This window comes from Erwinia sp. L03-1, from assembly GCF_058686115.1.
Genome location: NZ_CM178762.1, coordinates 3,141,994 through 3,165,314 on the forward strand (window position 1 = coordinate 3,141,994; position 23,321 = coordinate 3,165,314).

Below are 23,321 nucleotides of genomic sequence, written 5' to 3' on the forward strand. Positions count from 1 at the left end.
TAGGGTGGGCGCGGCATTCACCGCGCCCGACAGGGTTCAGACGTCCAGCAGCAGACGAGTGGGATCTTCCAGCAGCTCTTTAATGGCGACCAGATAGCTGACCGACTCTTTACCGTCGATCAGGCGGTGATCGTAGGAGAGCGCCAGATACATCATCGGCTGGATAACCACCTGACCATTGACCGCCATTGGGCGATCCTTGATGGCATGCATTCCCAGGATGGCGCTCTGCGGTGGGTTGATGATCGGCGTTGACATCAGGGAACCAAAGACGCCGCCGTTGGTAATGGTGAAGTTACCGCCGGTCAGTTCGTCAACGGTCAGCTTGCCGTCGCGGCCTTTGATCGCCAGCTCTTTGATTTTCTTCTCAATGTCGGCCATACCCAGCGCATCCACATCTTTCAGCACCGGCGTCACCAGCCCGCGCGGGGTGGATACGGCAATGCTGACGTCGAAGTAGTTGTGGTACACCACGTCTTCGCCGTCGATTGAGGCATTCACTTCCGGGAAGCGCTTCAGCGCCTCCACTACCGCTTTCAGGTAGAAAGACATAAAGCCCAGGCGTACGCCGTGACGTTTTTCAAACGACTCGCCGTACTGCTTGCGCAGGCTCATGATCGGCTGCATGTTGACTTCGTTAAAGGTGGTCAGCATGGCGGTGCTGTTTTTCGCTTCCAGCAGACGCTCCGCTACGCGCTTGCGCAGGCGGGTCATTGGCACACGCTTTTCACTGCGTCCGGCCAGCGCGGGTGCTGCTGCTCCTTCCGGCGCTTTCGCTTCCGACGGAGCCGCAGCAGGTTTTTTCGCCAGATGTTTTTCGACATCTTCACGCGTCAGTCTGCCACCCACGCCGGTGCCGCTGATGGCAGCCGGGTCGAGGCCGTGTTCGGCGATCAGACGGCGAATGGCCGGGCTGAGTGCGTCATTGCTCTCGTCACTCAGGGACGCGCTCTGGCGCTGCGCAGGCGTAGAGGCTGCGGCTTCAGACTTCGCTGAACTCTCTTTTCCACCGCTGTTACCCTCTTTCAGACGGCCCAGAGGCTGGCGTGAGGTCACCGTTGCGCCCTCATCTTCCAGAATGGCTTCCAGTATGCCGTCTGCGGAGGCCGGAACTTCCAGCACCACTTTATCGGTTTCGATCTCTACCAGGACTTCATCGCGCTGCACGGCATCGCCCGGTTTTTTGTGCCAGGTCGCCACGGTGGCATCGGCAACGGATTCAGGCAGGTCGGGAACGACAATATCTACGCTACTCATTATTTTTCCTTTAATTAATTAACGTTCAGCGCATCATTAACCAGATCTTGCTGCTGCTGCTGGTGAACGGACATATAACCTACTGCCGGCGAGGCCGAAGCTGGACGGCCGGCATAACGTAATGAAGCCTGAGCGGGTACGGCTTCGCGGAAATGATGCTGACTGCTGTACCAGGCGCCCTGGTTCTGCGGCTCTTCCTGACACCAGACAAAATCAGTGACGTGCTTATAGTGCTTAAGCACTTCCTGTACCACTTTGTGCGGGAAGGGGTAGAGCTGCTCAATACGCACGATAGCGACATCGGTCTGCTCGTTCTTACGGCGTTTTTCCAGCAGATCGTAATAAACCTTACCGGCACACAGCACCACGCGCTTCACGCCCTGCGGATCGAGGTCGTCGACTTCGCCAATCGCAGGCTGGAAGCCGCCGTTCGCCAGCTCTTCAAGAGAAGAGACCGCCAGCGGATGGCGCAGCAGGGATTTCGGCGACATGACCACCAGCGGACGACGCATCCCGCGCAGCGCCTGACGGCGCAGCATGTGGTAGACCTGCGCCGGGGTGGAGGGTACGCAAACCTGCATGTTCTGCTCGGCGCAGAGTTGCAGATAGCGTTCCAGGCGGGCGGAGGAGTGCTCCGGCCCCTGCCCTTCATAGCCGTGCGGCAGCAGCATCACCAGCCCACACATGCGGCCCCACTTCTGCTCACCGGAGCTGATAAACTGATCGATCACCACCTGCGCACCGTTGGCGAAGTCGCCGAACTGCGCTTCCCAAATGGTCAGGGTGCGCGGCTCAGCCGTCGCATAGCCATATTCAAAGGCCAGCACGGCTTCTTCCGACAGGACAGAATCCCATACCCGGAAGGTGCCCTGCCCGTTATGAACGTGCTGGAGCGGAGTCCAGGTGGACCCATTCGCCTGGTTGTGGATCACCGCATGACGATGGAAGAAGGTGCCGCGCCCCATATCCTCCCCGGAGAGACGGCAGGGTATGCCCTCATCGACCAGTGTGGCATAGGCGAGATTTTCCGCTGCGCCCCAGTCAAACGGCTTCTTACCGGCTGCCATGTCAGCGCGATCGTTGTAGATCTTCGCCACGCGCGACTGCATTTCGATCGACTCCGGCACCGTGCTGATGCGCTTCGCCAGATCCTGCAGGCGCTGAAAGTCCAGGCTTTCCGGGTAGCTCTCATCCCAGTCATGATTCAGATACGGTGACCAGGTGAAAGAGTGCAGACTCATTGGGCGCCATTCTGGCACCACGCACTCGCCCGCATCCAGCGCATCGCGGTAGAGATTTACCATTTCCGTCGCATCTTCCAGGCTGGCAACCTTCTCTTCCTGCAGGCGGTCGGCATAGATCTTACGCGGCGTAGGATGCTTTTTGATCTTCTGATACATCACCGGCTGCGTGGCGCTTGGCTCGTCGGCCTCGTTATGGCCGTGACGACGATAGCAGACCAGATCGATAAACACATCGCGCTTGAAGGTGTTGCGGAAGTCCAGCGCCAGGCGGGTAACAAATGCTACCGCTTCGGGATCGTCAGCGTTGACGTGGAAAATCGGTGCCAGCACCATTTTACCGATATCGGTACAGTACTGCGTCGAACGGGCATCTTTCGGATTGGAGGTGGTAAAGCCAATCTGGTTATTGATCACGATGCGTACCGTGCCGCCCACCTCGTAGCCGCGCGCCTGAGACATGTTCAGCGTTTCCTGAACCACGCCCTGACCGGTTACCGCGGCATCGCCGTGAATAGTAATCGGTAATACCTGATTGCTGCCCGGCTGGTCCAGCCTGTCCAGACGCGCGCGTACCGATCCCATTACTACCGGGCTGACAATCTCCAGGTGCGACGGGTTGAACGCCAGCGCCAGATGAACCATGCCGCCTTCGGTTTCAACATCGGACGAGAAGCCCATGTGGTACTTCACGTCGCCGGTGCCGAGATGCTCTTTGTGCTTGCCGGAGAACTCATCGAAGAGATCCTGCGGCTTTTTACCCAGCACGTTGATCAGTACGTTCAGGCGGCCACGGTGAGCCATCCCCAACACCACTTCACGGGTGCCGCTTTTACCGGCGTGACGGATCATTTCGTTCAGCATCGGTACCAGCGCGTCGCCCCCTTCCAGCGAGAAGCGCTTCGCGCCGGGGAATTTAGCCCCGAGGTAGCGTTCCAGACCTTCCGCAGCGGTGAGCTGTTTCAGAAAGCCCTTTTTCTCATCGGTTGAGAAGGAAGCCTGGCCCGCCACCGATTCGATACGCTGCTGGATCCAGCGCTTCTCTTCGGTGTTGGTGATGTGCATATATTCCGCACCAATCGAACCGCAGTAGGTCTGCTTCAGCATCGCGAACAGGTCGCCCAGCTTCATCGTGTCCCTGCCAAAGGCAAAGGACCCCACGTTGAAGGTTTCCTGGAAATCCGCTTCGGTCAGATCGTGGAAGGCCGGATCGAGATCGGGCACCGATTCCTGCTGCCACAGGCCCAACGGATCGAGGTTAGCCAGCTGATGGCCGCGGAAACGGAAGGCGTTTATCAGCTGAAGAACCTTCACCTGTTTGGCATTGGTATCGGGATCGCTAACGGAAGCGGTGTAGCGGGTGGCATCTTTCGCCAGGCGCTTGAAGTACTCGCGGGTGGTCGAATGGAATTGTTCAGGTCTGACTCCCTGACCTGGAAGCTGTTCAAACAGCGATTTCCAGGCAACATCAACAGAGTCAGGATCGGTCAGGTAGTCCTCATAGAGCTGCTCTATGTAGGTCTGGTTCGCGCCGGCCAGCCAGGATGAGTCTAGCCAGGGTTTCATCGCGCTGTTCTGCATTGTGATCCCTTAAGCATTTGTGCTTTCTTTCGCCGTGATTTATTTAAAGGGGAGCTTTACAGTTCCCACGCCGCACAGGCGGCTTGCCCTCGGTCGTGTTCCGCAACGTGCTGCGGGACGCGGCCTGAAAGTTCATCGATACGAGCGCTGTGCGCAACTGCTGGCGCCCGGGCCCGTAAGGGAACCCTGGTGAAAAGTTTCTGTTACGCGTTGTCGAAACCTTTCATCAGGGCCACCTGATACCTGCGATCCGGGAACCTTTCGGTCCCCGGTTTACGGCTAATCAGGCACTGCGCTGCAACAGCATCGACTTAATATGGCCGATGGCGCGCGTCGGGTTCAACCCTTTCGGACACACGCTCACACAGTTCATAATGCTGTGACAGCGGAAAACGCTGAATGCGTCATTCAGATTATCCAGACGCGCATCGGTTTCCGTATCGCGGCTGTCAATCAGGAAACGGTAGGCGGCCAGCAGGCCTGCCGGGCCGATGAATTTCTCCGGATTCCACCAGAATGACGGGCAGGAAGTGGAACAGCAGGCGCAGAGAATACACTCGTACAGACCATCCAGTTTTTCACGCTGTTCCGGTGCCTGCAAATGCTCACGCGCCGGTGGTTTCTCCCCGTTATTCAACAGGTAAGGCTTGATCTTCTCATACTGAGTATAGAACTGGCCCATGTCCACCACCAAATCCCGGATTACCGGTAACCCCGGCAGCGGGCGAATAACAATCTTTTTCTTACCGCCGCCCAGCGCCGAAACCGGTGTAATGCAGGCCAGGCCATTTTTACCGTTCATATTGATGCCGTCGGAGCCACATACCCCTTCGCGGCAGGAGCGACGAAACGCCAGCGTCGGATCTTTCTCTTTCAGGCGGATCAGCGCATCCAGCAGCATCATGTCGCGCCCTTCATCCGATTCCAGGCTGTAATCCTGCATACGCGGCGCGTCATCGACGTCCGGGTTATAACGATAAATAGAAAATTCGAGTCTCATCGTTTTATCTCCGCAACCTAGTAAGTACGTGCTTTTGGCGGGAACGCCGCGCGCAGCTTCGGCGCCATGTTCACCTCACGGCGAGTCATGCTTTCGCTCTGCGGCAGATACACGCTGTGGCACAGCCAGTTTGCATCGTCACGTTCAGGATAATCGAAGCGGCTGTGTGCGCCCCGGCTTTCGGTACGGAAGTTAGCCGCAACCGCAGTGGCGTAGGCCGTTTCCATCAGGTTATCCAGCTCAAGGCACTCTATACGCTGGGTATTAAAGTCGGCGGAACGGTCATCCAGACGGGCATTTTTCAGGCGTTCACGCAGCAGTTTGAGCTCAGCCAGCCCTTTCGCCATCGCCTCGCCTTCGCGGAAAACGGAGAAGTTGTTTTGCATACAGGTCTGCAATGCTTTACGCAGCTCGGCGGGATCTTCCCCGGTGGTATTGTTGTTCCAGCGGTTCATGCGTGCCAGCGAGGCGTCGATCTCTTCATCGGTCGCTTCCAGCAGTTCACCCTGTTCCTGAATGGATTCCTGCAAATGCAGGCCCGCAGCGCGGCCAAATACCACCAGGTCCAGCAGTGAGTTACCGCCGAGGCGGTTAGAGCCGTGCACGGAGACGCAGGCAATTTCACCCACGGCAAACAGCCCCGGCACCACCACGTCTTCGCCCTGTTCGTTAACCGTAATCGCCTGACCGGTCACTTTGGTCGGAATGCCGCCCATCATGTAGTGACAGGTCGGGATGACCGGGATCGGCTCTTTTACCGGATCAACGTGTGCGAAGGTGCGCGACAGCTCAAGGATGCCAGGAAGACGGGCTTCCAGCACTTCGCTGCCCAGATGGTCCAGCTTGAGCTTGATATGCGGTCCCCACGGACCTTCACAGCCGCGCCCTTCACGAATTTCAATCATCATTGAGCGGGCAACCACATCGCGTCCTGCAAGGTCTTTCGCATTAGGGGCGTAGCGCTCCATAAAGCGTTCGCCGTGCTTATTCAGCAGGTAACCGCCTTCGCCGCGGCACCCTTCGGTCACCAGCACGCCCGCCCCGGCAATACCGGTCGGGTGGAACTGCCACATTTCCATATCCTGCACCGGTACGCCCGCGCGCAGCGCCATACCCACGCCGTCGCCGGTGTTGATGTGCGCATTGGTGGTGGACTGATAGATGCGTCCTGCGCCACCGGTAGCCAGCACCGTCGCCCGCGCTTTGAAGTAGACCACTTCACCGTCTTCAATATTGAGCGCGGTACAGCCGACAATCGCACCGTCGGCATTTTTCACCAAATCCAGCGCGTACCATTCGGAGAAGATGGTGGTTTTGTTTTTCAGGTTCTGCTGATAAAGCGTGTGCAGCAGGGCATGACCGGTACGGTCAGCCGCAGCGGCAGTACGTGCAGCCTGCTCGCCGCCGAAGTTTTTCGACTGTCCACCGAAGGGGCGCTGATAAATGCGACCGTCATCAAGACGGGAAAAAGGCAGCCCCATATGCTCAAGCTCCAGAATCGCTTCCGGGCCGGTTTTACACATGTATTCGATGGCGTCCTGGTCACCGATATAGTCGGAACCTTTTACCGTGTCATACATATGCCATTCCCAGTCATCTTCATGGGTATTGCCCAGGGCAACGGTGATGCCACCCTGCGCAGAGACGGTATGGGAACGGGTAGGGAAAACTTTGGATAACAGAGCACAGCTCTGTCCTGATTGTGAAATCTGTAGCGCCGCACGCATGCCCGCACCACCTGCGCCGACAACCACGGCATCAAATTCTCTTACTGGCAACTTCATTACGCACCCCACACAACAACGGTTCCATAAATTGCATACACTAACAGCGCAACGACCACAATCAGTTGCAGTATCAGGCGTGTAGCCACGGCCTTGACGTAATCTGTTAATACCTGCCACATCCCGATCCAGCCATGCACCAGAATGGAGAACAGCGTTAAAAGGGTGAAGACCTTGGTTAACGGAGAGGCGAAAAAGCCCCGCCAGATCTCATAGGTCAGCGTGCCAGACATAACGATAAAGCCGAGAACATACAGAACATACAGGGTGATAATCATGGCAGCGGCGCGAAGCAGCAGCCAGTCATGAACGCCGTTACGACCCAGTGCAGAAGCGTTGCTTACCATACGAGGACTCCAGCCAGAATTGAAAGCACGACAGTAATAACAAATGTAATGTGCGCAGAGCGCTTACCCGTCTCCATTGTTTCAGCCAGATAGCCAAAGTCCATCAGCATGTGGCGAATGCCGCCGGCGATGTGATACGCCAGTGCGGTCAGAATGCCCCAAACGATGAATTTGACGAAAAAGCTGCCCATAACGGCTGAGGCTTGCAGGAAGCCCTCGGGAGAGGAGAGTGACAGGCCCAGTAACCAAAGCAGAATTCCAACGGCCACAAAGGTTATGACGCCAGATACGCGGTGGAGAATAGACGCTATTGCAGTAACGGGAAACCGGATCGTGGAGAGATCCAAGTTGACAGGTCTTTGTTTTTTCACGGTTTTGCCCACACAGCCTTTCTTATTTTGCTTCCTCCGGTCCTGAGGGCGGGTCAGACAGCGTTTAATCAAGCACTGCGCCAGGCACTAAAACTTCAACGTCCAGAACTTCAACGTCCAGTGTCAAAACGACGCGTATAAAACGCTGGGTGGCTCCTACAGCAGGGTTTTCCGGAGACCTGGCCGAAGTATAGGGGGTTCACAAACTCATTACAATTCCCCTACATACATCCTTGTCACATTTAGGTGGAACAGTGATCATCATCACATTTTTCACAATTTATACAAATTTAATTATCTGATTTGACAAAAGTTCAACATTCCTGTTACAAACTAGCGATCGAAATTTATATGATGCACAAAAGTTAAGGGGATACACTTCCCCCTCATAACAAGTTATGTAACATTGGCTTCAACTATACTTAAAGAACCCGATAATAATCACCGACAAGTTATTACCAGAACGGATCTTTAACAACCGCGAAACGCAGACAGATTGTACCCGCCGACCTGCACGCGCCCATCGCTCTGTACCCTGCACGATAAAAGATGCCACAGAGTCGATTACCTGCGCACCAGTATCAACCGCGGATACAGCGGCATTTCCGTTGTCAAAGGTTCACCGATAAGGCGCTAAGGAGACTGTAAATGGCTGATAAAAAAGCAACGCTAACCCTACCAGGCGAAGCTCCTATTGAACTTGATGTGCTGAAAGGTACGTTAGGCCAGGAAGAAATTGATGTCCGTAGCCTGGGTTCACAGGGATACTTCACCTTCGATCCGGGTTTTACCTCTACTGCGTCCTGTGAGTCGAAAATCACCTATATTGATGGTGACGAAGGTATTCTGCTGCATCGTGGTTTCCCTATTGATCAGCTGGCCCTGCACTCCAACTATCTGGAAGTGTGCTACATCCTGCTGAACGGCGAAGCGCCGACCAAAACCCAGTTTGAAGAATTCCGCACTATCGTTACCCGCCACACCATGATTCATGAGCAGATCCATCACCTGTTCCGGGGTTTCCGTCGTGACTCTCATCCGATGGCGGTCATGTGTGGGGTGACGGGCGCGCTGGCCGCGTTCTATCACGATGCCATGGACGTTAACATTGAACGCCACCGTGAAATCGCGGCATTCCGCCTGCTCTCTAAAATGCCTACCGTGGCGGCGATGTGTTACAAGTATTCGATTGGTCAGCCTTTCGTTTATCCACGCAACGACCTCTCCTATGCCGGTAACTTCCTGAACATGATGTTCTCGACGCCCTGTGAAGAGTATGTGGTTAACCCCATCCTTGAACGCGCCATGGACCGCATCCTGATTCTGCATGCAGACCATGAGCAGAACGCCTCTACCTCTACCGTCCGTACCGCAGGCTCATCCGGCGCCAATCCGTTTGCCTGTATCGCTGCCGGTATTGCGTCTCTTTGGGGACCTGCACACGGCGGGGCAAACGAAGCCTGCCTGCGGATGCTGGAGGAGATCAGCAACGTCGAGCATATTCCTGAGTTCCTGAAGCGTGCGAAAGACAAAAATGATTCTTTCCGCCTGATGGGCTTTGGTCACCGCGTATACAAGAACTACGATCCACGCGCTACCGTGATGCGTGAAACCTGCCATGAAGTGCTGAACGAACTGGGCATGAAGGATGACCTGCTGGAAGTCGCCATGGAGCTGGAGCATATCGCCCTAAACGACCCGTACTTTATCGAGCGTAAGCTCTATCCTAACGTCGACTTCTACTCCGGTATTATCCTGAAGGCGATGGGTATTCCGTCCTCTATGTTTACGGTGATTTTCGCTATGGCGCGTACCGTGGGCTGGATCGCGCACTGGAAAGAGATGCACGATGACGGCGTTAAAATCGCCCGTCCCCGTCAGCTCTATACCGGCTACGATAAGCGCGATTTTAAATCAGAGACCGCGGAGTAACACTTTCCGTGCGGGCGGGAAACCGTCCGGGCGGGCTGAAGCCTTCGCGCTTAAGCTTAACGGTGGGCTATGCTCACCGTTTAGGGTAATCTCCGAAAATCGTTGTATTTATCAGTTTAAATCTCTCGCATTTGGAAAAGTCGGACCGGTTAGCGCCCTACGCTTAGTAAGTAGCCCTGTGATTCCACTCATCTTTGTACTGGATATTTCCATCAACATGTTTCCATAAGATGGATTCATAACGTAGCATTATTGATTCAAGATGCGTGCCAGTCATCGCACCAGCGTAAAGATCTGGCGTAATCGAAGTAATTTTAACGTTACTCAAAATGATATTAAAATACTCTTGCTCTATTCCAGCATCAAGAATTTGATACATCCTGATGATAGCTGATTTCAGCGTAGCCCCCTGACTAAGGGCTTTATATAAGAGAGGAGTAACTATATCAAATTCCTTTTGGAATAGTATAGGACTGTGCACACGGGTTCCTGTCAGTCTTCCTGTCTGGCTATCAGTAGGAATGCTCACATTGTGTGTGAAAGATTTTAATTCTATAGCACCGACTCGACCACTAACAAGTGAACCTCCAGTAACAGGGGAATCATTTTCATCTGTTAGCCATAAATAAGCGGGATTGGACACGATAACTCCTTATGCTATTTATATTTATCAAACTTTTTCGTGAAAGTTGCAAACACAGTTATCCATATAATAGTGAATATGAATCCGCACAGTACACCATAAGAGGGGATATAAAGCACACAGATACACCAGCTACCAATGATAACAACAGGAAAAATCAGGTCAGAAAGAAAAATTGAAATCAGGCTCTTAAACATTGAACTTACTTCTCACCTCTCTGTACAATTCATCTGGAACCAGATTGGCTTTCATTTGTGCTGTGTTGATAATTTCTTCCAGCACAGGTTCAATAAAATAATACAACATTTCCAGTTGTGCGGTATACAGGATGGCAAAGTAGCGAGGTGCAAATATTTTTAATTTTCTGGCAGCTAAAGCTGCCTTATGATCTATACCTAAAACCTGGATGAATACCAGCTAACCCTTTCTATGCCCGCAGAGATATCGGATAATGCGTTTTTGGTTGCTTGCGAAAATGAGCTGAATCCCTGTTGAGTATAGATAGAGAGCTGCCTGTCACTCTGTAGCTTCATCCTCAAATAATCCGATCCATGCACAGTATTTACTCCTGTTATTTAGCAGCGAAAGGGTACTTACTTATAATGATGAAGTAAATTGGAAGGGCAATAAAGTGTGAGGGAGATCTATTCTCTTCTGGCTAAGGTTTGATTATCTCGTTCTTCCAGCCTGTACGCTGCTGCCAATAAATTATTTAAAAAAGCAACTCTGTAACATGGCTCAATATTTTACATAACATTACTATAAAGCTTTTTACACTTCATCAGTGTCATAATACGAGACGTCTTCGGTTTTAAAGTGACGTTTTCTCTATAAAACTTCTAAAAATGAAATGTATATGACTGACTTAGTGACTTAACTGAAATTGCCCAATCAACCCTTTAGTCGTTGTAAAATACAAATCAATTATTTCATATTCACCAAACCTTAATAAAAAGGCGCGTAGCAGAAAGTTCGCTATGTTAGGGTATTGATAAAAATATCCATTGCACAGACGTCTTGAATAACCGCCAGGGTGTATAAACAGATTAAGACAGGCGGGGAGCGCAGACAACCTTTCCACCCATATATGCAAACGTCTGCGGCCAAAAAGGAGGAACCCGGCGGGGAAACAGATCCCAGCCGCTGGCCTTACTTCCTTAGGCTGCGCCTCACCCTCAGCACAGCCCCCCTTAATGCTGGCACCCCGGGCACCAGTAAAAGGGCCGCGATGAAAGCGTGGTACGCTCGATGATGCCGCCGCAGCGCTCGCACGCCTTCCCTTCGCGATGAAAGACCTTAAAACGAAATAATGCGCCGTGATGCCGTTTTTCACTGACTACGCCCCGCGTCTGATACGAAAGGCGCGGCACCGCCAGCAGCGCCTCCGCCAGTCGTTGCAGCGCCTCGGGCGACAAATCCTGAGCGCGATGGTGTGCGGCAATCCCCGCCTGCCAGAGAATTTCAACCCGCAGGTAATTGCCAAGCCCGGCCAGAAAAGCCTGATCCAGCAGCAGACCGCTGAACTGACGCCGATGAAAACGCGTTGAAAGCAGGCGGCCCGCCACCTCGGCCACGGTCAGCGACATATCCAGTACGTCTGGCCCCACGCGCTGCAGGAAAGGATGCATTGTCAGCGAATTGCGGTCCAGCATCTCAATGTCCGAGGCGCTATAGAGCAGAATAGTTTTATCCTCCGCCCCCAGCCTGACGCGCAGTACGCGATTAGAGTCAGGCGTTTTACCGCTGTCGGTCACGCGCCAGACGCCGTAAAGCTGATTGTGGCTGTAGAGCGTCTGACCGCTGGAAAAGTGGCTGAGTATCGCTTTACCACGGGTCTCAATAGCCTCGATGCGTTCACCAAGCAGCACCGGCTGCCACACTTTCAGTTCAGGGAACGCGAACCACACGTCGGTCAGCGTTTTGCCTTTAATTGCCTTTTCCAGCGTGTCGGCCGCACGGCGAATTTCAGGTCCTTCTGGCATCAAATATGCCCTCCAGATAACAGGTTAATGCGTTGCGCCGCCTTCCAGACGACGATCTTCCTCAACGGTCAGGGCAATACTTATCGCCATTTCCAGCGCCAGGCCTACCGTCTGCACCGGCATACTCGCCAGGCCTGGATGCTTAACCGCCTGCTCAGGCAGCAGGGGAATATGGATAAAGCCGCCGCGCACCGGGTCTTTCTGCTTAGCCAGGGCGTGCAGCAGGCCATACATCACGTGGTTGCAGACATAGGTACCCGCAGTCTGCGACACCGTTGCCGGAATACCCGCCTCGCGGATCCCTTCCACTATGGCCTTTACAGGCAGAGTAGAAAAATAGGCTGCCGGACCGCCATCGACGATGGCCTCATCAATCGGCTGATTGCCGGCGTTATCGGGAATGCGCGCATCATTGATATTGATTGCCACCCGTTCAACGCTGATATCGGTCCGTCCTCCCGCCTGGCCGACGGCAATAACCAGGTCAGGTTTGAGTGCATCCAGCGTCTCATTAAGCACCCTCAGAGACTCATCAAATACGCAGGGTAGCTGTTTAGCCACGACGTGCGCCCCACAAATCATTCGCTCATGCAGGTGGCGGACCGCCTCCCATGAGGGATTCATCCGCTCGCCGTCAAAAGGTTCGAAGGCAGTAATCAGAACCGTTTTCATCTAAGCCTCACAGAAACATCAGATACCAGAGCAGGAAAATATTCACTATTAACAATAGCACGCCGGTCGGCACCTGAGCTTTGATCACCGCGTTGCGATCGGGTAGCTCCAGCAGCGCAGCCGGGACGATATTGAAATTAGCCGCCATCGGCGTCATCAGCGTGCCGCAGTAGCCCGAGAACATCCCTATTGCCGCCATCACCGCCGGATTGCCGTGGTGCTGGAGCACCAGGACCGGAATGCCAATACCGGCGGTAACAATCGGGAAGGCGGCAAACGCATTGCCCATCACCATGGTCAGCAGCGCCATGCCGATGGCATAGCTGGCGACGGCGACAAAGCGGTTATTAACGGCCAGATAGGTTTCCGTCAGGTGCGCAATCGCAGTCCCCACGCCCGCGCTGGTAAACAGCAGCCCCAGCGTCGCCAGCAGCTGCGGCAGTATAAAGGCCCAGCCGATGGCATCCAGCAGGCGGCGCGCCTCCTGAACCGACTGCGCCGGGGTATCCCGGGTCATTTTTAGCGCAATCAGCCAGCCCGTCAGGCAGCCGACCATCATGCTAAACAGCGTGACCAGGGTGGCATGATTACCCGCACCAAATACGGCGTTTTGCAGGCCGGGCAGATTATTAAACGCCACTACCCCTGCTACGGTCACGACCGGAATTGCCAGCGCGGGCAGAAACAGGCGGTTACGCAGCCGTGCGGCACTCTCATCACGCTGCTGCTGGCTGCGCTGATGATAAGAGCCCAGTTTTACGCCGCCCAGCCCGGCAATAAGCGCGGTGATCACCACCAGAACGCCGGTGAGGATATGCAGGTTACGCGCCCCCAGCAGGTTTTCCGCGCCGTCCCCGATAAAAAAGATCGCGCCGTACAGCGCCCAAAACAGTCCGGTCGTCAGACGGCGGGGATTAGCCTTATCACGCCATGACATGCCCGCGACCACCAGCAGAATGATACCCGCCAGCCAGAAGAGATAGTGCTGTTGAAACATTAGCGTTCTCCTTTGGCTTTCAGGGCCGTGCCGTTCAGCGCCGAGAGTTCGGCCGCCAGGGACTTATCCAGACGCCGCAGGCGGAACGCATGGATCAGAAAAGCGCAGAGTGCCGTAGGTAAACCCCATGCGGCAATATGCAGCGGCTCGGTCTGGATCCCCGCCGATTCCTGCATAAAATTATGCATAAATATGATGGCCCCAAAGGCAACGAATACGTCCTCGCCAAAGAACAGCCCGACGTTATCGGTCGCCGCCGCCATCGCGCGTAGCCGATAGCGCACCTCAGGCGGCAGCTCGCCGTAGCGGTTTTCCGTTGCGCCCTCGGCCATTGGGGCCAGCAGCGGGCGCACCATCTGTGGATGCCCGCCCAGGCTGGTCAGCCCCATGGCGGCGGTGATTTCGCGAACCAGCAGATAAACTATCAGCAGACGCCCCGCCGTCGCCGTTTTGATTTGGGCTATCCACGCCTGTGCGCGCTCTTTCAAGCCATGCCGCTCAAGCAGTCCGATAATCGGCAGCGGCAGCAGCAGGATCAGCGCCAGATTGCGCGTATTAAGGAAGCCGGAGCCGATCTTATCCAGGATATCGCCGATCGGCATATGGGCTGCCAGCCCGGTGATCCAGCCGGCAATCAGCACCACCACCACCGGATTAAAGCGCAGTAAAAAACCCACAATAATCGCTGCGATACCGGCCAGCGGCCACAAATTCACTACAGTTTCCATCTCTTCTCCTGGTTTCTCTGAATATCGCCCGCGCCGTACCGGGAAACTGAAAATATTGCACCCTGCCCGCTTTTTAAATTAGCGTTCGCTGGTCACAAGGATATGCTGTTCGGCAAAGGCATTGCGCAGCTGGCGGGCAAAGGCCAGCGCATGTGCGCCGTCCCCGTGTAAACAAACCGTTTCTGCCCGCACCCGCACCCACTCGCCGCTCAGACTTTGCACCTCACCACGCGCGACCATGCCCAGCGTCTGGGCTATCGCCTGTTCGTCACTGTCGACCAGCGCGCCAGGCTGAGCGCGCGGCACCAGTGAACCATCTGACTGATAGCCGCGATCGGCAAACACCTCTTCCCGGGTGCTCAGCCCCAGAGCCTGCGCCACGCGGATTGATTCGCTGTTTGCCAGCCCTACCAGCACCAGCCTGGGATCCACCGCTTTCACCGCACGGGCGATGGCGTCGGCCAGCGCGGGATCCTGCGCGGACTGGTTATAGAGCATCCCGTGCGGCTTAACGTGCGCCAGACTTCCCCCTTCACTCTCCGCCATCGCCTTCAGTGCGCCAATCTGGTAAACCACCTGGGCGTATACGACCCCGGGCGGCAGCGTCATACGCGTGCGGCCGAAATTTTCACGATCGGGGAAGCTGGGGTGGGCGCCAATCGCCACGCCACTGGCCAGCGCCCAGCGCACGCTTTGCAGCATGGTCTCTGCATCACCCGCGTGAAAACCGCAGGCAATATTGGCAGAGGAGACCAGCTGTAGCAGGGCGTGGTCGTTGCCGCACCCTTCGCCGAGATCGGCGTTTAAATCAACCTTCATGTGCTAACCCCCAGGCCATCTGATCGAGTGAGCGCTGACGTTCGCGTTTTGCCTGTAGCGCCTCTTCTAACGTGCAGTGAACAAAGTGGATCGGTTCACCCAGCCGGATCTGCGCAAGGTGATAAAGATCGGCCTCGATCACGCAGCCAATACGGGGATAGCCGCCGGTGGTCTGCGCGTCGGCCATCAGCACAATGGGCTGACCGTTGGGTGGAACCTGAATGACGCCGGGCATCAGTCCGTGCGACAGCATATCCCGCGTGGCGATGCGTTTAAGCGCCCTGCCCTGCAGGCGATAGCCCATACGATTACTCTGCGGGTTAAGCTGCCAGCCGGTCCGCCAGAAGGCCGCCCGGCTCTCCGGGCTGAACTCATGAAATTCAGGGCCAGCCATGGCGCGGATGCGGTTGCCAAACAGCAGCTGACGAACGCCAACAGGCTTGCTAAAGCGCTGCTGCGGTACGGCCTGCGGCAGCAGGTCGCCCTCTTCGAGTTTTCTCCCCCCGAAGCCGCCAAAGCCCGCTTTAACATCCGTGCTGCACGAACCCAGTACCGGCAATATGTCAAAGCCGCCGTCAAGCGCCAGATAGCTCCGCATACCGCGCTGCGGCATTTTTAGCGTCAGGCGCTGACCCTTACTTACCGCCGTACGCCAGCCGGTCCACACCGGCTGGCCGTCAATATCCGCACTGCATCCCGCACCGGTAAGCGCCATCCAGCCGTCGCGCCCGAACTCTGCACAAAACTGCCCCAGGGTTATCTCCAGCACGGCGCTCTGCCTGGGGTTGCCCACCAGCATATTGGCCGTTTCCATTGCTGGATGATCTAATACGCCTCCGACGCTGATGCCAGCGTCCCGCCAGCCTGTCCGTCCCGCATCCTGTAGCGTTGTGCTCATTCCGGCGCGAATAATCTTCAGCATATGCCCTCCTTTTGCGGGATAAATCGCACGCTGTCGCCAGGCCTGAGCCAGGTCGGCGGGCGGTTTTGCGGATCGAACAGCGCCACCCAGGTATGGCCAATCAGCTGCCATCCGCCCGGCGCGGACAGAGGATAGACGCCGGTTTGACTGCCGCCAATACCCACCGAACCGGCCGGAACCGCCACGCGCGGCTCGGCGCGACGCGGCGTATGCAACCGGTTATCCAGCCCGGCGAGATAAGGGAAGCCCGGCTGGAAACCGATAAAGAAGACCTGATATTCCGCAGCGGCGTGCGCCTCCACCACCTGCTGCGGGCTAAGGCCGCTGTGGCGCGCCACCACCTCGAGATCGGGGCCAGCCTGGCCACCATAGACCACCGGGATCTCGATTCGACGGGTTGCCAGCTCCAGCGCCTCGCTCTTCTCCCACCAGCATTGCATCCATTCAGTCGCATCCGGCGCCGTGCTCTGTGGGTCGCTAAGCAGTACCGTAATGTTGTTCATTCCCGGTATCACCTCTGTGACTTCAGGGCGAGCGCTGAGCGTTGCCGCCAGCCCCCAAATGCGCTGCTGGCTGCCGAGTGAAACCGGCGGCTCCAGCTCAAGCACTACCGCGCGCTCGCCTAACAGGTAACAACGTGCTTGTTGCAAAACGCCCTCCTGACCCGCAATGCGGCTTTTTTTCTCATTAAGGCAAACAGTTATGCGTAAATGTGATTAAGGTGTCAACAAGGCGTGTATCTGTCGTTACTGCGATGAGGGTGAGATAAGCGGTTTTGCGCGGAGCATTGAGGCATATAACGGGCGACGGCACGCCGCCCGGTTTTATCAGGCGGGATTAGCAATATCAATAAAGGTGACGTCCAGGCCATGTGCCTCTGCAAGCCACTCACCCAGCGCCCGGATCCCTGCACGTTCCGTCGCGTGATGCCCCGCAGCAAAGAAGTGCAGGCCCTGTTCACGCGCGCTATGGATGGTTTGTTCCGACACTTCCCCACTAATAAATGCATCCACGCCAAAGGCGGCGGCATCGTCGATAAATCCCTGCCCGCCGCCGCTACACCAGGCCACGCGGCGGATAAGCGCGGGCGCATTATCGCCACAGTGAAGTGGCTCACGGCCAAGCACCTGAGCGATGCGGGCAGCAAGCTGCTCTCCGGTCAATGGATCCTGCAATTCACCCCAGGGAACCAGCGGCAGAACATCGCCTTTGACGGTGATGCCCAGCAGCCTCGCCAGCTGTGCATTATTCCCCAGGTCGGGATGCGCATCTAAAGGCAGATGCCAGCCATAGAGATTGATATCGTTCGCCAGCAGCGTTTTCAGGCGGTTTCGCTTCATGCCTTTGATGGTTGGCGCTTCGTTTTTCCAGAAGTAACCGTGGTGTACCAAAACCGCGTCGGCACCAAGGCGCACGGCTTCGTCGAGCAGCGCCTGGCAGGCGGTCACGCCGGTGATAATTTTAGCGATCGCTTTCCGCCCCTCAACCTGAAGCCCGTTGGGGGCATAGTCGCTAAAGCTCGCAGCGTTGAGTTTCTGATTAACAAGGTGTTCAAGCTCTGTATTACGCATAGTCATTCCCGATTATCTTATTTTCGCGCGGCCTCATAGGCGTCAAGGGTCTGCCTGCGCGCCTCTTTATGATCAACAATCGGGACCGGATAATCCAGCGTGACATTATTCTTTTCCGCCCAGCTGTGTGGCTGATGGATCCATTCGTCAGGCACCTCTTTCAGGGCGGGCAGCCACGTACGGATAAATTCGCCCTGCCGGTCAAAGCGTTCTCCCTGGGTGGTGGGATTAAAAATGCGAAAATAGGGTGCGGCGTCGGTCCCCGTCGACGCGGCCCACTGCCAGCCACCGTTATTCGAGGCCAAATCGCCATCAACCAGCTGCGACATAAAGTAGCGCTCGCCTTCCCGCCAGTCGATCAGCAGATCTTTGATTAAAAAGCTGGCGACGATCATTCTCAGGCGGTTATGCATCCAGCCCAGCTTATTCAGCTGGCACATGGCAGCGTCAACAATTGGATAACCGGTTTTTCCCTGTTGCCAGGCGGCAAAATGCGCGGGATTATTCTGCCACCTGACGCCGCGCGTCCAGGCAATAAAGGGCTGATAGCGGCACAGTGAAGGGTAAGCGACCAGCAGATGGCGGTAAAACTCACGCCAAATGAGCTCGTTCAGCCAGACAAATTCCCGGCCGCCGTCAAGCGCCTGCGGGTGCTCCGTCAACAGGCGGTGCAGACACTGGCGGGGAGAAAGTACGCCGGTGGCCAGATAGACTGACAGGCGACTGGTGCCATCCACCGCCGGAATATCCCGGTTATCGGCATAATCGGTAACCGTCTGCTGGCAGAAATGGCGCAGGCGCGCAATCGCGGCGTCCTCTCCGCTGGGGAAAAGGGTTTCATCAACCTCCTCGAAGGGGTAGTTAAAGGGCGTCAGCGCGGGCACATCCCGCAGCGGCGCACCCGCGCGCGCGGCCGGTGCGGAAACGCACTCCGGCAGGCCAGCATGCAGACGCTTGACAAAGGCACGACTGAAGGGAGTGAACACCTTATACATATCGCGATTGCCGGTCAGTACGCTACCGGGAGGCAGCAGCAGGCTGTCATCAAACCCCTGTGAAACCACATCAATATCAGACAGCTCACGCTCGGCCGCCGCATCGCGGTTGCGTTCGTTAACCTCGTACTGATAATTGTAAAACATGCGTCCGACCTGATGCTGCTGGCAAAAGGATTTCAGAACCTCAATCGAGGCGGTAAAGTCATCGCACTCGACAGAGTGTAGCGGTATGCCCTTTTCAGCCAGCGATCGTTGCACGTCCTGAAGACTGCTGAAAATAAACGCCGCCTGTCTGGGGGACATTGAGTGTGATTTCCACTGGACGGGCGTGGCAATAAACAGCACCAGAACCCTGGCATCAGCATCGCGGCAGGCCGCATTTAGGGCGTAGTTATCGTGGATGCGCAGATCGTTACGCATCCAGACCAGATGGGTGACCATGAATCTCCCTGATAAATTTAGTGACCGTAACGCAGTCGAAGCGCTTCCGGATAGGGTTCAAAGTAGCGCTGCTGCGCGAGATAAGGATCGGGGAACTCAGACATGTAGTGCTTTAACAGCGTGATAGGTGCCAGCAGCGGCTGAAGCCCCTGTCGGTAGTGATCAATCAGTGAAGCCAGCTCCTGACGCTGCCTTGAACTCAGCTGGGGCCGAAAATAGCCCTGAACATGCATCAGAACGTTAGTGTGGTTGCCCCGCGTGGCCGGATGTTTCAGCAGATCCATCAGCCGCTGGCGATATTCAAGGGCATACTCCTCCAGTGAACTCCAGCTTTCAATGGCCGCAACGAACCGCCCCAGTTCACGGTATTCCGCCTGAGAATGTGCCAGCAGTGACAGCTTATAACGACTGTGAAAAGCGATGAGTTTGCCGCGGGTCAGCCCACTCCGCCACAGTGCATTAAACTCATGGAGGGTATATACGCGTTCGACAAAATTCTCACGCAGCGGCGCATCCTGTAACCGCCCATCCTCTTCAACGGGCAGCCAGGGGATTTGGCGCATCAGCTCACGCGTAAAGACGCCGACACCCTCTTTACGATTATTATTGCTGTCCGGCTGGTAAACCCGTACGCGTTCCATGCCACAGGTCGGCGACCTGGCACAGACGATGTAGCCGCATAAGTGCTGTAGGTTAGCCACTCGCTGTTCGGAATAGTGCTGCATTTTTTCGGTAACCGGCTCGCCGTGGCCGTTACTGAATGCCAGCTCCGTTTTACTCTCCGCGGTATCGATCAGCCGCAGCGCCGGGCGGGGAGCAGGCAGACCAATGGCCATTTCCGGGCAGGCCGGCTCGTAATGAATATAGGGAGCGAGTTCATCCGTAGCGAAGGTGCATCGCTTATGTCCGCCGTCAAAACGGACTTTGTCGCCCAGCAGACAGGCACTGATGCCAACAGGAATTTTCTCGCTCATAGTTGTACAACCTCTAACTTCTTGTAGAAGTTTAAGTGTAGCCCAGTTGTACCAGTAAAGGCGAGAATATTAAGAAAAACTGAATGAAGGGAAAAAAAACCCGCCGAAGCGGGTGAGATTAATAGAATTCGCAGCCAGCGGCTTCTGAGTTCGCCAGCCAGACCGGCTGGCTGCTGGTTTTAGACCAGACGCGATGGAGATAGCTGTAAAACCTCGGGCGGTCATGACGAAATAGCATGACCGGCAGTGCGATAAACCCAATGATAACCACCGCGATACGGCGCAGGATTATTCGATGTAAAGAGTAAGCGTGATAGAGCAGCATAAGCCCTCCCGACAGGCCAGCAAAATAAGAGAAGATTTGCCGAAAATAATACGCGTTATAGTGTAATTTTTCATCTCATCTGACCACTTTCAGCGATAAATCCTCTCTTTTATCCTCTCTGAACCGTAATAAAGTTACATTAAGGTTAATTAGCTACATCCTATTAACTTTAATTTAACTTAAAGACCATAATCCATTATTTTCGGCAGTATGACGTGCCGCGTCTGCCTTTACGGGCATCTGTGCAGCGCCGGGAATAATTTGGTAGATTGAGAGCTATAGCTAAGCCGCAGAATGTTGGCATACGAATGTATTTATTGAGCGAGACAGCGTGACCACGATCCTGATTATTGAAGATGAAAAAGAGATCCGCCGCTTCTTACGCCTCGCGCTGGAGGGTGAAGACCTGCGCGTTTACGATGCCGATACGCTCCAGCGTGGCCTGATTGAAGCGGCCACCCGCAAACCCGACCTGGTTATTCTCGACCTTGGTTTACCTGACGGTGATGGCGGAGAGTTTATTCGTGAGTTTCGCCAGTGGAGCGCCTCCCCGATCGTGGTGCTCTCTGCCCGCAGTAATGAACAGGACAAAATCGACGCGCTGGATGCGGGTGCTAATGATTTCCTGACTAAACCCTTTGGAGTGGGCGAGCTGATGGCAAGGGTACGGGTCGCACTGCGCTATCGCGCAGATCCGAGTCCGTCTGCACTCAGCCCGGAAGTGAGCTTTGGCGATGTCACGGTCAATATCGCCGATCGCCGGGTTACGCGGAACCAGCAGGATTTACACCTGACGCCGATTGAGTTTCGCCTGCTGGTGAGCCTGCTCAATCACGCCGGTAAAGTGATGACGCAGCGTCAGCTGCTGAATCAGGTATGGGGTCCGAATGCCGTGGAGCACAGTCATTATCTGCGCATCTATATGGGGCATTTACGCCAGAAGCTGGAAGCCGACCCGGCCAGGCCGCGCTATCTGATCACCGAAACCGGCATAGGCTACCGTTTTATGCCCTGAACGAAAAAAAGGCGCTACGAATAGCGCCTTTTTTGCGGTTCCACCCTGAATAATCAGGCGTTTTTCAGCACTTCACTGACAATCTCAACCGCTTCTTTTTCAATCTTCTCGCGATGCTCAGCACCGAGGAAGCTTTCACAGTAGATTTTGTACGCATCTTCCGTACCGGAAGGACGCGCAGCGAACCAGCCGTTCTCCGTCATCACTTTCAGACCACCAATTGACGCACCGTTGCCCGGCGCTGCCGTCAGGCGGGCGGTGATCGGGTCACCGGCCAGCGTATCGGCACTGACCATTTCAGGAGAAAGCTTCGACAGCGCCGCTTTTTGCGCCGACGTGGCGGATGCCTGCAGGCGATTGTAGCTGGGTGCGCCAAACCGCTGTGCCAGTTCGTCGTAATGCTGCTGCGGGTTTTTACCGGTTACCGCGGTAATTTCTGCCGCCAGCAGGCACATGATGATGCCATCTTTATCCGTTGACCACGGCGTACCGTCAAAGCGCAGGAAGGAGGCCCCTGCACTCTCTTCGCCGCCGAAGCCAAAGCTGCCGTCAAACAGTCCGTCGACGAACCATTTGAAGCCGACCGGCACTTCCACCAGCCTGCGGCCAATATCATTGACCACGCGGTCGATCATCGCGCTGGAGACCAGCGTTTTGCCGACGGCCACATCGCTGCCCCACTGAGGACGATGCTGAAACAGGTAATTAATCGCGACGGCCAGATAATGGTTCGGATTCATCAGCCCTGCAGGAGTAACAATGCCGTGGCGGTCATAATCAGGATCGTTGGCAAACGCCAGATCGAACTTATCACGTAGCGCCAGCAGGCCCGCCATCGCGCTTTCAGACGAGCAGTCCATGCGGATCACGCCATCTTTATCGAGATGCATAAAGCGGAAGGTCTGATCCACTGAATCATTCACGATGGTCAGATCCAGCTTGTAGAACTCGGCAATACGCTGCCAGTAAGCGATACCGGAGCCGCCCAGCGGGTCGACACCAATTTTCAGGCCTGCTTTCTGAATGGCCGGGATATCAATGATCTGTGCCAGACCTTCGATATAGGGCTGAATAAGGTCTTTTTCCTGCAGGTGCCCACTGGCCCATGCTTCATCCAGTGCGATACGCTTCACGCCTTTCAGTCCGTCCTGAATCAGCGCGTTGGCGCGGTCCTCAACGACTTTGGTAACGTTGGTATCGGCCGGTCCACCGTTCGGTGGATTGTATTTGATACCCCCATCTTCCGGCGGGTTGTGTGACGGCGTAATCACGATACCGTCTGCCTGTGCACCACCCGCTTTATTGTGCTCAAGAATGGCGTTAGAGATTGCAGGGGTTGGCGTATAACCATTATCCAGCTGCACGATAACGTCCACACCGTTAGCCGCCAGCACTTCCAGTACGGAAATGATGGCGGGTTCAGACAGCGCGTGGGTATCTTTCCCTACGTAGCAGGGACCGGTGATACCATTCTTTGTACGCTCTTCAGCAATCGCCTGCGCAATCGCCAGAATATGTGTTTCGTTAAAGCTCTGACGCCCTGCACTGCCGCGATGGCCTGAGGTACCAAATTTCACCGCATGTTCCGCATTGCCCGGGTTGGGTTGCAGGACATAATACTGTGAAGTCAATTGTGCAACGTTAATCAAATCGCTCTGCTGGGCCGGCTGCCCGGCACGGGGGTGATTAGCCATGGGCGCTTCTCCCTGATTATCAGGTTA

At 55.5% G+C, this 23,321-nt stretch carries 21 protein-coding genes; 2 read left to right on the forward strand and 19 right to left on the reverse strand.

What is annotated here, in order from left to right; genetic code table 11:
* Positions 1–36 precede the first annotated feature (36 nt).
* The 6 genes from odhB to sdhC all read right to left on the reverse strand — a co-directional run bounded on the left by odhB (position 37) and on the right by sdhC (position 7,593).
* Complete coding sequence (gene odhB, locus AC4PCC_RS14480) at positions 37–1,257, reverse strand: 2-oxoglutarate dehydrogenase complex dihydrolipoyllysine-residue succinyltransferase (protein WP_067702401.1); 1,221 nt, start codon at positions 1,255–1,257, stop codon at positions 37–39.
* Between the two features lie 14 nt (positions 1,258–1,271).
* Positions 1,272–4,079: a 2-oxoglutarate dehydrogenase E1 component gene (gene sucA, locus AC4PCC_RS14485; RefSeq protein ID WP_492124977.1), complete on the reverse strand. Its 2,808-nt coding sequence runs from the start codon at positions 4,077–4,079 to the stop codon at positions 1,272–1,274.
* Positions 4,080–4,362: 283 nt separating this feature from the next.
* A complete protein-coding gene (locus tag AC4PCC_RS14490; RefSeq protein ID WP_067702395.1) occupies positions 4,363–5,079 on the reverse strand; it encodes a succinate dehydrogenase iron-sulfur subunit in 717 nt (238 codons plus the stop codon).
* Between the two features lie 17 nt (positions 5,080–5,096).
* Positions 5,097–6,863 carry a succinate dehydrogenase flavoprotein subunit gene (gene sdhA / locus AC4PCC_RS14495; protein ID WP_067702392.1) on the reverse strand — a complete coding sequence of 589 codons (1,767 nt, stop codon included), beginning with the start codon at positions 6,861–6,863 and terminating at the stop codon, positions 5,097–5,099.
* The gene (sdhD, locus tag AC4PCC_RS14500) at positions 6,863–7,210 is read right to left on the reverse strand and encodes a succinate dehydrogenase membrane anchor subunit (protein WP_067702389.1); all 348 of its coding nucleotides are present in this window, start codon (positions 7,208–7,210) and stop codon (positions 6,863–6,865) included. The genes sdhA and sdhD overlap by 1 nt, the downstream gene beginning before the upstream one ends.
* Positions 7,204–7,593 carry a succinate dehydrogenase cytochrome b556 subunit gene (sdhC, locus tag AC4PCC_RS14505; protein ID WP_492124978.1) on the reverse strand — a complete coding sequence of 130 codons (390 nt, stop codon included), beginning with the start codon at positions 7,591–7,593 and terminating at the stop codon, positions 7,204–7,206. Before sdhC ends, sdhD begins: the two co-directional genes overlap by 7 nt.
* Before the next feature lie 636 nt (positions 7,594–8,229).
* On the opposite strand from sdhC, the gene AC4PCC_RS14510 reads away from it, so the two are divergent.
* Positions 8,230–9,513: a citrate synthase gene (locus AC4PCC_RS14510; protein WP_067702383.1), complete on the forward strand. Its 1,284-nt coding sequence runs from the start codon at positions 8,230–8,232 to the stop codon at positions 9,511–9,513.
* A gap of 163 nt (positions 9,514–9,676) precedes the next feature.
* Here the strand turns inward: AC4PCC_RS14510 and AC4PCC_RS14515 are convergent, their stop codons facing one another.
* From AC4PCC_RS14515 to AC4PCC_RS14570, 12 genes are all read right to left on the reverse strand, one after another.
* Positions 9,677–10,156, reverse strand: coding sequence for an Hcp family type VI secretion system effector (locus AC4PCC_RS14515; RefSeq protein WP_492124979.1), 480 nt, complete (start codon positions 10,154–10,156; stop codon positions 9,677–9,679).
* Between the two features lie 1,190 nt (positions 10,157–11,346).
* Positions 11,347–12,138, reverse strand: coding sequence for an endonuclease VIII (gene nei / locus AC4PCC_RS14520; RefSeq protein WP_492124980.1), 792 nt, complete (start codon positions 12,136–12,138; stop codon positions 11,347–11,349).
* A 24-nt stretch (positions 12,139–12,162) separates the two neighbouring features.
* Positions 12,163–12,810 carry a pyroglutamyl-peptidase I gene (gene pcp / locus AC4PCC_RS14525; RefSeq protein WP_492124981.1) on the reverse strand — a complete coding sequence of 216 codons (648 nt, stop codon included), beginning with the start codon at positions 12,808–12,810 and terminating at the stop codon, positions 12,163–12,165.
* Between the two features lie 7 nt (positions 12,811–12,817).
* Positions 12,818–13,807: a DUF979 domain-containing protein gene (locus tag AC4PCC_RS14530; protein ID WP_492124982.1), complete on the reverse strand. Its 990-nt coding sequence runs from the start codon at positions 13,805–13,807 to the stop codon at positions 12,818–12,820.
* Positions 13,807–14,535: a DUF969 domain-containing protein gene (locus AC4PCC_RS14535; RefSeq protein WP_492124983.1), complete on the reverse strand. Its 729-nt coding sequence runs from the start codon at positions 14,533–14,535 to the stop codon at positions 13,807–13,809. Before AC4PCC_RS14535 ends, AC4PCC_RS14530 begins: the two co-directional genes overlap by 1 nt.
* Before the next feature lie 78 nt (positions 14,536–14,613).
* A complete protein-coding gene (pxpA, locus tag AC4PCC_RS14540) occupies positions 14,614–15,354 on the reverse strand; it encodes a 5-oxoprolinase subunit PxpA (protein WP_492124984.1) in 741 nt (246 codons plus the stop codon).
* Complete coding sequence (gene pxpC / locus AC4PCC_RS14545) at positions 15,344–16,276, reverse strand: 5-oxoprolinase subunit PxpC (RefSeq protein ID WP_492124985.1); 933 nt, start codon at positions 16,274–16,276, stop codon at positions 15,344–15,346. Before pxpC ends, pxpA begins: the two co-directional genes overlap by 11 nt.
* Entirely contained in the window at positions 16,270–16,926 is a 657-nt protein-coding gene (gene pxpB, locus AC4PCC_RS14550) for a 5-oxoprolinase subunit PxpB (protein ID WP_492124986.1), read from the reverse strand. Before pxpB ends, pxpC begins: the two co-directional genes overlap by 7 nt.
* Before the next feature lie 177 nt (positions 16,927–17,103).
* Positions 17,104–17,847 carry a type 2 GTP cyclohydrolase I gene (locus AC4PCC_RS14555; protein ID WP_492124987.1) on the reverse strand — a complete coding sequence of 248 codons (744 nt, stop codon included), beginning with the start codon at positions 17,845–17,847 and terminating at the stop codon, positions 17,104–17,106.
* Positions 17,848–17,864: 17 nt separating this feature from the next.
* Positions 17,865–19,286 (reverse strand): deoxyribodipyrimidine photo-lyase, encoded by a 1,422-nt coding sequence (gene phrB, locus AC4PCC_RS14560; RefSeq protein WP_492124988.1) that lies wholly within the window; start codon positions 19,284–19,286, stop codon positions 17,865–17,867.
* A gap of 17 nt (positions 19,287–19,303) precedes the next feature.
* A complete protein-coding gene (locus AC4PCC_RS14565) occupies positions 19,304–20,260 on the reverse strand; it encodes a YbgA family protein (RefSeq protein WP_492124989.1) in 957 nt (318 codons plus the stop codon).
* Positions 20,261–20,378: 118 nt separating this feature from the next.
* Complete coding sequence (locus tag AC4PCC_RS14570; RefSeq protein ID WP_492124990.1) at positions 20,379–20,585, reverse strand: YbfA family protein; 207 nt, start codon at positions 20,583–20,585, stop codon at positions 20,379–20,381.
* Positions 20,586–20,916: 331 nt separating this feature from the next.
* Between AC4PCC_RS14570 and kdpE the strand changes: the two genes are divergently transcribed.
* The gene (gene kdpE, locus AC4PCC_RS14575; protein ID WP_492124991.1) at positions 20,917–21,600 is read left to right on the forward strand and encodes a two-component system response regulator KdpE; all 684 of its coding nucleotides are present in this window, start codon (positions 20,917–20,919) and stop codon (positions 21,598–21,600) included.
* Positions 21,601–21,653: 53 nt separating this feature from the next.
* Here the strand turns inward: kdpE and pgm are convergent, their stop codons facing one another.
* Positions 21,654–23,294, reverse strand: coding sequence for a phosphoglucomutase (alpha-D-glucose-1,6-bisphosphate-dependent) (pgm, locus tag AC4PCC_RS14580; RefSeq protein ID WP_067702344.1), 1,641 nt, complete (start codon positions 23,292–23,294; stop codon positions 21,654–21,656).
* Positions 23,295–23,321 lie beyond the last annotated feature (27 nt).

Bases quoted from the DNA above. Each gene is read 5' to 3' on its own strand.
- odhB (WP_067702401.1), bottom strand. From the start codon at position 1,257: ATGAGTAGCGTAGATATTGTCGTTCCCGACCTGCCTGAATCCGTTGCC.
- sucA (WP_492124977.1), bottom strand. From the start codon at position 4,079: ATGCAGAACAGCGCGATGAAACCCTGGCTAGACTCATCCTGGCTGGCC.
- AC4PCC_RS14490 (WP_067702395.1), bottom strand. From the start codon at position 5,079: ATGAGACTCGAATTTTCTATTTATCGTTATAACCCGGACGTCGATGAC.
- sdhA (WP_067702392.1), bottom strand. From the start codon at position 6,863: ATGAAGTTGCCAGTAAGAGAATTTGATGCCGTGGTTGTCGGCGCAGGT.
- sdhD (WP_067702389.1), bottom strand. From the start codon at position 7,210: ATGGTAAGCAACGCTTCTGCACTGGGTCGTAACGGCGTTCATGACTGG.
- AC4PCC_RS14510 (WP_067702383.1), top strand. From the start codon at position 8,230: ATGGCTGATAAAAAAGCAACGCTAACCCTACCAGGCGAAGCTCCTATT.
- nei (WP_492124980.1), bottom strand. From the start codon at position 12,138: ATGCCAGAAGGACCTGAAATTCGCCGTGCGGCCGACACGCTGGAAAAG.
- pcp (WP_492124981.1), bottom strand. From the start codon at position 12,810: ATGAAAACGGTTCTGATTACTGCCTTCGAACCTTTTGACGGCGAGCGG.
- AC4PCC_RS14530 (WP_492124982.1), bottom strand. From the start codon at position 13,807: ATGTTTCAACAGCACTATCTCTTCTGGCTGGCGGGTATCATTCTGCTG.
- AC4PCC_RS14535 (WP_492124983.1), bottom strand. From the start codon at position 14,535: ATGGAAACTGTAGTGAATTTGTGGCCGCTGGCCGGTATCGCAGCGATT.
- pxpA (WP_492124984.1), bottom strand. From the start codon at position 15,354: ATGAAGGTTGATTTAAACGCCGATCTCGGCGAAGGGTGCGGCAACGAC.
- pxpC (WP_492124985.1), bottom strand. From the start codon at position 16,276: ATGCTGAAGATTATTCGCGCCGGAATGAGCACAACGCTACAGGATGCG.
- AC4PCC_RS14555 (WP_492124987.1), bottom strand. From the start codon at position 17,847: ATGCGTAATACAGAGCTTGAACACCTTGTTAATCAGAAACTCAACGCT.
- phrB (WP_492124988.1), bottom strand. From the start codon at position 19,286: ATGGTCACCCATCTGGTCTGGATGCGTAACGATCTGCGCATCCACGAT.
- AC4PCC_RS14565 (WP_492124989.1), bottom strand. From the start codon at position 20,260: ATGAGCGAGAAAATTCCTGTTGGCATCAGTGCCTGTCTGCTGGGCGAC.
- AC4PCC_RS14570 (WP_492124990.1), bottom strand. From the start codon at position 20,585: ATGCTGCTCTATCACGCTTACTCTTTACATCGAATAATCCTGCGCCGT.
- pgm (WP_067702344.1), bottom strand. From the start codon at position 23,294: ATGGCTAATCACCCCCGTGCCGGGCAGCCGGCCCAGCAGAGCGATTTG.